The 8,007-nt window shown below is 37.9% G+C and carries 8 protein-coding genes; 1 reads left to right on the plus strand and 7 read right to left on the minus strand.

The annotated features are described in order from the left end of the window. Nucleotides 1-17 precede the first annotated feature (17 nt). Together G395_RS0126755 and G395_RS32615 are read right to left on the minus strand one after the other, a co-directional pair. Nucleotides 18-1,141, minus strand: a protein-coding gene (locus G395_RS0126755) for an IS3 family transposase (protein WP_157486759.1) whose coding sequence is annotated in 2 segments (ribosomal slippage) — nt 18-895 and nt 895-1,141 — 1,125 coding nt in all. Because the reading frame shifts where the segments join, the coding sequence is not laid out codon by codon here. 56 nt (nt 1,142-1,197) lie between these two features. After that, entirely contained in the window at nt 1,198-1,797 is a 600-nt protein-coding gene (locus tag G395_RS32615; RefSeq protein WP_026632818.1) for a hypothetical protein, read from the minus strand. 431 nt (nt 1,798-2,228) lie between these two features. Between G395_RS32615 and G395_RS0126770 the strand changes: the two genes are divergently transcribed. Beyond that, nucleotides 2,229-3,167 carry a hypothetical protein gene (locus G395_RS0126770; protein ID WP_026632819.1) on the plus strand — a complete coding sequence of 313 codons (939 nt, stop codon included), beginning with the start codon at nt 2,229-2,231 and terminating at the stop codon, nt 3,165-3,167. A 683-nt stretch (nt 3,168-3,850) separates the two neighbouring features. On the opposite strand, the gene G395_RS0126775 is transcribed toward G395_RS0126770, so the two are convergent. The 5 genes from G395_RS0126775 to G395_RS30680 all read right to left on the minus strand — a co-directional run bounded on the left by G395_RS0126775 (nt 3,851) and on the right by G395_RS30680 (nt 7,897). Then, nucleotides 3,851-4,030: an SHOCT domain-containing protein gene (locus tag G395_RS0126775; RefSeq protein WP_026632820.1), complete on the minus strand. Its 180-nt coding sequence runs from the start codon at nt 4,028-4,030 to the stop codon at nt 3,851-3,853. A 1,438-nt stretch (nt 4,031-5,468) separates the two neighbouring features. Then, on the minus strand, nt 5,469-6,653 hold the full coding sequence (locus G395_RS0126790; RefSeq protein ID WP_157486845.1) for a hypothetical protein: 1,185 nt from the start codon (nt 6,651-6,653) through the stop codon (nt 5,469-5,471). A gap of 37 nt (nt 6,654-6,690) precedes the next feature. After that, nucleotides 6,691-6,990, minus strand: coding sequence for a HigA family addiction module antitoxin (locus tag G395_RS0126795; protein WP_026632824.1), 300 nt, complete (start codon nt 6,988-6,990; stop codon nt 6,691-6,693). Nucleotides 6,991-7,000: 10 nt separating this feature from the next. Beyond that, nucleotides 7,001-7,291, minus strand: a complete 291-nt coding sequence (locus G395_RS0126800) for a type II toxin-antitoxin system RelE/ParE family toxin (protein ID WP_026632825.1) — start codon at nt 7,289-7,291, stop codon at nt 7,001-7,003. Between the two features lie 117 nt (nt 7,292-7,408). Beyond that, complete coding sequence (locus G395_RS30680) at nt 7,409-7,897, minus strand: integrase core domain-containing protein (protein ID WP_051350436.1); 489 nt, start codon at nt 7,895-7,897, stop codon at nt 7,409-7,411. Nucleotides 7,898-8,007 lie beyond the last annotated feature (110 nt).

An 8,007-nucleotide genomic window follows, 5' to 3' on the forward strand; every position in this document is an offset into this window, starting at 1 on the left:
TGTATGTACCCCGTTTTTCAGACAGCCATTTGTTGTTGTATTTCCTTTTTCAGCAGCAAGTCTTTCCATTCAAAAGGCGTCATATTGCCGAGTCCTTCATGAGGTCTTCGGTGGTTATATTCATCAATCCATTCTGCGGTCAATCGCCTGACCTGGTCTAGGTCGAAGAACAAATAAGCATCTAGTACTGCTTCTCGATAAAGCCGATTAAATCGTTCAATAAAACCGTTCTGCGTGGGTTTTCCTGGTTGAATAAACCGTGTTTCGATATTTCTATCAGCACACCAAATTGCAAAAGTTTTCGATGTGAATTCTGGTCCGTTGTCCGACCTAATCGCTTTCGGAAAGCCTTTACTCAGCCCAATCCGTTCCAAAACCCTGGTAATTCGCTTCGAGGACAACGAAGTATCAATCGCCAGGCGACCCTGCTCAATGGCCAAGGCCTCACGAGAGCAATCATCGATCACGTTGAACGTCCTGAATTTACGATTCCCAATCATAGAATCACTCATAAAGTCCACGCTCCAAGTCTCATTCACCTGCGCAGGCTGAACCAGCGGTTGTTTAACGCGATCAGGTAATCGGCGTTTACCTTTTCGCCTCTTATTAAGCTTCAAAACTTGATAAATGCGGTGAACTCGCTTATGATTCCACAGCTTACCAGATCTGCGCAGGTAGGCAAAAAGTTTCCTGAACCCGTATGAAGGGTGTTTAAATGCCAAGTCTTGCAACGACTCTATCACCTCAGAATCATCTCTCTTACTGCTGTAATAGTATTGAGAACGAACGAGGTTAACAATTTTACAGGCTCTGCTCACAGCGATGTTGTGCTCTCGAACAATCTCCTCGGTCAATTCCCTTTTTGCGGCAGAGCCCAGCCCTTTTTTGCGAACAGCTCTTTAAGTATTTGATTATCTAGGCTCAGATCGGCAAACATCTTTTTCAAGCGTGAATTTTCTTCCTCCAAATCTTTCAGGCGTTTAACGTCTGAAGCTTCCATGCCGCCATACCGGCTCTTCCAATTGTAAAAAGTGGCTTCGGAAATGCCATTCTGCCTGCAAATCTCCTTGGTTGGAATGCCGGCTTCCTGTTGTTTGAGGATCGAAACGATCTGTGTCTCGGTGAATTTGGTCTTTTTCATCAGTTTAAAATTAAGTGATATTCTCTAATTTCAAACTGTCTGTGCTTACGGGATACTTACAAGGAATCCAACTTACCCTTTTTTGCCTGGATTCCAAAGTACAAAATGTGCTGAGTCGGTAAAATGAACTTCATCCAGACGTCCTTACCATACTCTAGGGCTTTATCCTTATGCCCCGCAACTGTAAGTCTCTGAAAGCCAAGTTGTCGAAAAAGCGGCAACAGTACTTCCATAATTAGTTCATCCTCGGAGGCATTAAGCAGATACTTAACAAGAAGATTTCTTCTTGATGTCTCCGAAGACGACAGCGGTCTATGAGGATTGGAAATGGACTTTCCAACGGCGCTTGCTTTTGGAATCAAAGTAACCCTAATTATCTCCTGATCATCCAAGTGAGCAGTGACTAAGTTAAATAATTGAACGAGTTGTTCTTCAATGCTAGAAGCTTTGTTTCGTATGGCGATGAAACGCGCTACGTCGACTTCTAGATAGATTGTATATGTGTACCTGCCACCATTCCAACTGTCGTAGCTAGTTTGTCGTATTGAAACCTGTGAATTTATAAGTAGGTCTGTCAACTCATCCGATTTGTCAGCTTTAACAAGTTCAGTTACTGTATATATTATATATTTAAATTCCTCAGAATCATCAATCATATCATAAAACTGTTAGGTTACTGTAAGTGTAATTGATGGTATTATTGAAATTGGTAACATCCGTAGTACTCAAAGTTCCCAACTACTTAAATTAGATTATTTTCCTTTTAAATTGAAATTATATATCTTGACTGGTAGACAACATAAACAGCTCTATATGAGGATTCCTTACCCAAAAATCGTCATTGAACCAGGATTGAGATGATTCATCCCTTAGGCCAGTTACTTTCGGTTCTCCACCGTTCGTTTTAAATATTAAATATTCCACTTGCTATATTTTTTAACTGACACATTGGTTATGCAACACTGAGAACACTCATGAAAGTTTCTGGTAAAACCCAATTCCACGCGAACAGTTCTTTAACAAATGGCATAAAACACAACGACTATCATCAGAAACATATAATATTACATATAAAAACAACTACAAAATGCGTCATATTCTAAATAAGGTAAAAATATGTTCCAACATAGTCACCTATATAAGTTACTCTCAGATCCAGCAATACTTTGTCCCCGATAATTGTGATATCACGAAGGATGGGGTACACCTTCAAAAAGATCCCAAGATCTTAATTCGGTCATTTGATTCAGACAGCCTTACATTTGTAAATTACCAGAATGTCAATCGGTTAACAAAAAACATATTCTATGTTTGGGGAGTAAAATCTACTTGGCGACCTGGAAAAGATAATTGGGAACATGAGTATTCTAACGTGGCAATCATTAATTCAAATAACACCATCGACTGGTATTATGTGAACACAAAGACTGTAACCATTGATCTCAAAGATGTCAACAATCTAAAAAATAAGCTATCAATACTTAACTCATTATATCAGATTTTTCCAAAATCACATAATCTAAATCAGCTTTCTAACTGGGATTTTAATCGAGCAATAATAGACTATGATAATTTAAAAACTTCCAAAATTGATTTTCAATTCAAATTTGACGAAATAATTTCACTATCAAAATACGCAATGCTTCTTTTGCTACGAGAAATTATATTTTACAAAATAGATCTTATTTTCGCTAAAAATGAACGGACAATAAAGGCAGGATCACTCCTACAATTTAAATATGACATAACAAATGTGACTCTGTCAGGAACGTACGCTATCGACAACTGTGAAATTTATATTGTGACAAATGAGGAACGGCTTATAATTTTCGGTCCGATTAACGAAATTTTCGATTCCCCTTTTATTTTCATGTTACCAATAGGTTATATTAAATTATCTATCATAGATATTATAAATAAATATGAAAGTTTCTATAAAGAAGCAATTGTACAAAAAGAACAAGAATTAGCTGAGTTAAGTAGACGGAAAAAAGAAAAAGAGGATGATGATGAATACCCCTGGTAAAGGAGTCTAACCGTTACATGAGAGAACCGTCATTTGGGGTCAGAAGCATTCAGGAAATGATCGTTATAGTCACCGATACCAGGATCGCAGGCATGCAGTAGACCAAAACGGACTTTGTTCTTAAATAAAATGTTTTGATTATTTTAGATTATAAAACTCTTAACATAAAATAATGAGTCCTAAAAAGAGGTCAGCTAGATGGTTCAGGATTATTGTAGCCTTTATAAATATTAGTCTTGGATTCTCTGCAATATACCAAAGTGTATCTGACAGCAGTGTATGGAGAAAATTAGCCGATTATATTTTTAGGGCTTGGACAGAATATTAAATACTAGTTAATATAGTTGGTATTTGTTTGATATTTACCTTGGGGTATTTTCTCAATGCTTTTAAACGAACAAACCAAAAGCTTTATGGATTGACAGAAATTGTTCTCTCAATAACTGTTTCAATAGGTTCAATCAATAGATATATGGAACTTCGGACAGAAAACAACAATCTTCAAAACTCACTAGGTCATTTAATCCCTTTTGTAACGGCGGTATATTCACCCAGCGTGGATTTAACAACTATTTTGACGGTAGGGATAAGGAAAAGCTTAAAAATAAATCATTAGAAAAGAATTGATATATTGCTGCATTAGGGCAATTCCATTTGATTTACGCTTACTTTGGGAAGTGGTATTATTTCTGATCAAGAAGCTTTTTCTTTTCAGCTGAATATTCATCCTCTGAGAGAATGCCCTTGTCATGAAGATCCTTAAGTTTTTTTAGCTGATCGTATTTGTCCGATTTTGCATGTACTGAACTCTCTCCTTTACAATTCTCTATTTCACAAGTGGCTATGGCATTTTCAATATCCATAGTATAATTTGTTATATTTCCGCCTCCAATTATAAATATTACGCTCTTATACCGCTTAGAATCATATTTCTTAAGTTTTTTGAGGGTAACGATTCGCCCAGCATTTGCGGCAGGTAACCTATTAGCTTCTGAGTTTGTTGAAATGGCCCAACCACCAATATTTACATATACAAGTTTCCCATTTGTGTCAGAGCCACGAGCAAGCTTAATTCGTCTCCTATTTTGTAGGTTCTACCGTTAGACGCAGTAAATTCTTCAAGTTGCTCAGCATTTTGCGCTCGAATCGAAGTGATGGCAAGTGTGAATACTATAAGTAAATAAATTTTTCTCGTTTCGGGGGAATGCGTTAAAACACAAATATACTGATAATTCATATTTCAAAAATGCAACTACATTACTCTTCACACATAGATTAATAAAAGCCATAGTTAGCCTCATAAGCTTATATAATCGATTTTATGGTAAGTGAGAATATACACAACAAGAGGGAAAGGCCGATTGGTGAAAGTTATCGAAATAGTACAAGGAGAAGTCATTCATCCCATTGCGTTCCTGATCCGCTGCTGCACCAGGTAAAGCCGTCTCGCGAAAGGAGGGTTTTGAGAGATTGACCGATTTGTTCGGATAATGGTCTTCAGTTAAATGACAAAGAAAAAGGAGAAAAGTAATTTATTCAGTGGGGAAAATGCTAGTTGCTCGACTAATCGAAACGTACCAACGTGCAAAAGCGGCTTTTCTGAGATGCCAACTTCATACGTAACAAGGTTTGCTTTAAAACGAGCCGTTACCGTAGCAATGGAAACGGCAAATTCGTCGCTTTCGTAGTAATTGGCTACGACATTTCCATTTTCATCGTCGTTTGTCTCCGACAGTTTGAACTTATCCAGTTTGATCTGATTTTCAGAACGTTAAATTTTTCAACCACCGGCGTGCAATATGATACGGAGATTTCTTTGAAGTTTGGAAAGCCGATTTTGTTTTAACCTTATAGTTAACATATTCCAGGGCGTCACCCTGGCCTTTTATATAATGGTAAATTTTGATATTTCTGCCGTCTTCAAATTTTTTGTTGTAAACTTTAAAAAACTGGTAACCCTTCGACGTCCAAACTTGATGTATTCGTTTGGCTATGAGACGATTTTTAGCAACGGTAGTGATTTTGGCGTTGCCCGTCATGGGCTTTTGTCAAGATTTCGGATTGAAATAACTGGTCGAGTTGACCGAGGAAGATTACAGCCACTTCGAAACAGAGGCGACAACGCATAAAGATAAAATGCAACGGCACTATAATTAATGTCTGTTTTTGTAAATTAAGATTAGATAATGTCTCGGAATCATGATCAGAATTATTGTTGCGCTCGCAAAAAATATCCAATTACGAGCGAAAGTAACGTAATGATTCAATTCTAACTCGTTGAAAGGGAGATTAGTTTAATTATTACTTAGAATATATTGGGTATTCTTGATTGATTACTGGGCTTATAAACATGCTATTAGGAACGTAGTATTTCGTGCCAGTGTGCTTATCTTGATAAACTATGTATACTCCAATATCGCCCAATGACGTTTTGAGTGCTTTTGCGCCGAGATTATTCAAGACGCGCTCCTTTGATATTCCTTTGTCAAAAATCTTATAGTAATCGTTTGTATTTGAGTGGATTAACATAAAAAAAACTGGGCTAGAAAACCCAAGGTATTTCATTTTTGCTGTACTATTTTCTTGAGAAGCTTTTTGAACATCTGAATCATTAGTATAGAAATAGCTATTGTCCGTTTTTGAATATAGATAGTATCGCATATAATTCTCGTCATCCATATCATTTTTCAAAATATCAAATGTGACATAGTCATTTTCAGTCAACCTTTTCCCAGATATATTTGATAATGAATATGACACAATTTTTGATTTCATAGCCTTGTAAGTACAATTTGTATTTGATCGGTCAGTACTGAAATTGCTAGGTATAGTGACAGAATTCAATTCCGAAGTAGCATAAGTATAAGCCTTATAAATATCTGTTTCCGTTAAAATCATCTTATTAACAATATTATTAAATTTGGAGTTGTCTGTATAGTCTAATGGCTTACCATTCAATTCTGTATTGATATAGTTCGTAAACTCCTTAGTGATTTCTGCATATTCCCATGGTGAATACTGTTGAAGCAAAATACTTGCTAAATCTTCTATTTTGTGTATTCGCTCTTGCACCCATTGTACCCTTGAATCAAATAACCTTTGCTTTCTAACTACCACATTATTAAGTAGTTGTAGGTTGTAAGGAGGAGTGTACTCAGATGGTGTATATTGCGGCACATTACGATAAGAATCAGGAGATGGCGTATATGTTGAATTTTCAAGGCTTTTTAACCGCTGTAAATCGAGACCAATTTGGAAACCTCTATTATATCCATCTTGGTAGTTAGTATTACTTTCACCAAGTTTAGGGAAAGGCGTTAATGGTGGCAAGGATGGCAGGCAACCGGCCCCTTTTTTATAGCAATTACCTTCCCCAAATCCAACTTTAAATCCCTTTGAAAAATTACTTACTTGTCCACTTACGAATAGACATTTAACTGATAAACAGAACATTAGCAGAACTGTCCATGATTTGTAGTTAGGCATAATACATATTTTAGATCGTTTAACCATCTAATTAGTTTTAGACAAATTGAAATCTATTAATTTCAATGGGATTGGCTTCAAACTCCTGCTCAGCTTTCCGAAGATCATATCCTCTTTGCATTCTTAGCCAGAAGTCCGCCTTCCCCCCAAAAGCTTTAGAGATTCGAATCGCAATATTGGGAGTAATAGCTCCCCTCTCATTGATGATCTTAGATAGTGTTAATCGAGACACATGCAATAGTTCGGCAGCGTCTCCAACGGTCAAATTAGCAGGAGAAAGAACATCCTCTCTTAAAATGCTTCCCGGATGTACATTAATGCTTCTATGTCTTTTCATTTTTCAAATATTAATGATAGTCTATAAAATCTAAATCGTAAGCCGCCCCTTGTTGGTTATCGAACTTGAAAATGATACGCCAATTGCCTGAAATATCCATAGCCCAAAAATCTTTTAAATTACCCTTTAAAGGATGTGGGCGTAGGAAAACTAAGTCTTGCAAATCATCAGGTACTACTTCCAAATCATCAATAATGGACATTACCCGCTCAATCTTAGACATCATATTTGGGGGAAGCTTACTCTTATCACCTTTTGTCCAAAATACCTTCAAGCCCTTGTGTTTAATTGAGACGATCATCCGTAAGAGTCCAGCTGTATACTGCTAATATACAGTATACGATTTTAAGAAGCAAGGGATTTTCGCAGAACTTATTAATCACCTAGTATCCCATATGCTACTGAAATCGGTTGACAGTTAGCCGGTTTTCAAGTATCCAGCCGGGTATTGGACATTTCCAAAACGGATTTTTTTGTACGGATACCATTTCAAAGGGAGGGGTCCTGTCCGGTGATGCGCTTGATGGGGAGTCAAATAGCCTAGCGATGCATGGGGCCGCATGGCGTTATAAGTGTTGATGGCTTTCTCGATCGCCTCATATGCGGATGAAAAAGAAAGAAAACCCCTGATGCCAAAGTCCCCCTTCAGCGTGCGGAAGACGCGTTCGGCCATCGCATTTTCATTGGGGTCGCCGCTTTGTGTCATGCTGATGGTCACGCCGTTATCTCTGAGCCGGTCAACATATTTCCATGAGCAGTACTGGACGCCTCGGTCGGAGTGGTGGATCAGTGGTTTCTCCGTTTTCCCTCGTGCTAAAAGCGCCATGTTCAAAGCCCGCACCGAGCCCTGGGCCTCCATGGTTTTATCCAGGTGCCAACCGACAATTTTCCGCGAGTAAGCATCCATGATTACCGACAGGTAAATGAAATTTGAACCCAATGGGATATAAGCGGCCGCCGCGCGGTCATGTCACTAACCCATAGCATATTGGGCCGGTTAGGAACCACGTTTCTGGC

Source organism: Dyadobacter alkalitolerans DSM 23607 (genome assembly GCF_000428845.1).
Classification (GTDB): Bacteria; Bacteroidota; Bacteroidia; order Cytophagales; family Spirosomataceae; genus Dyadobacter; species Dyadobacter alkalitolerans.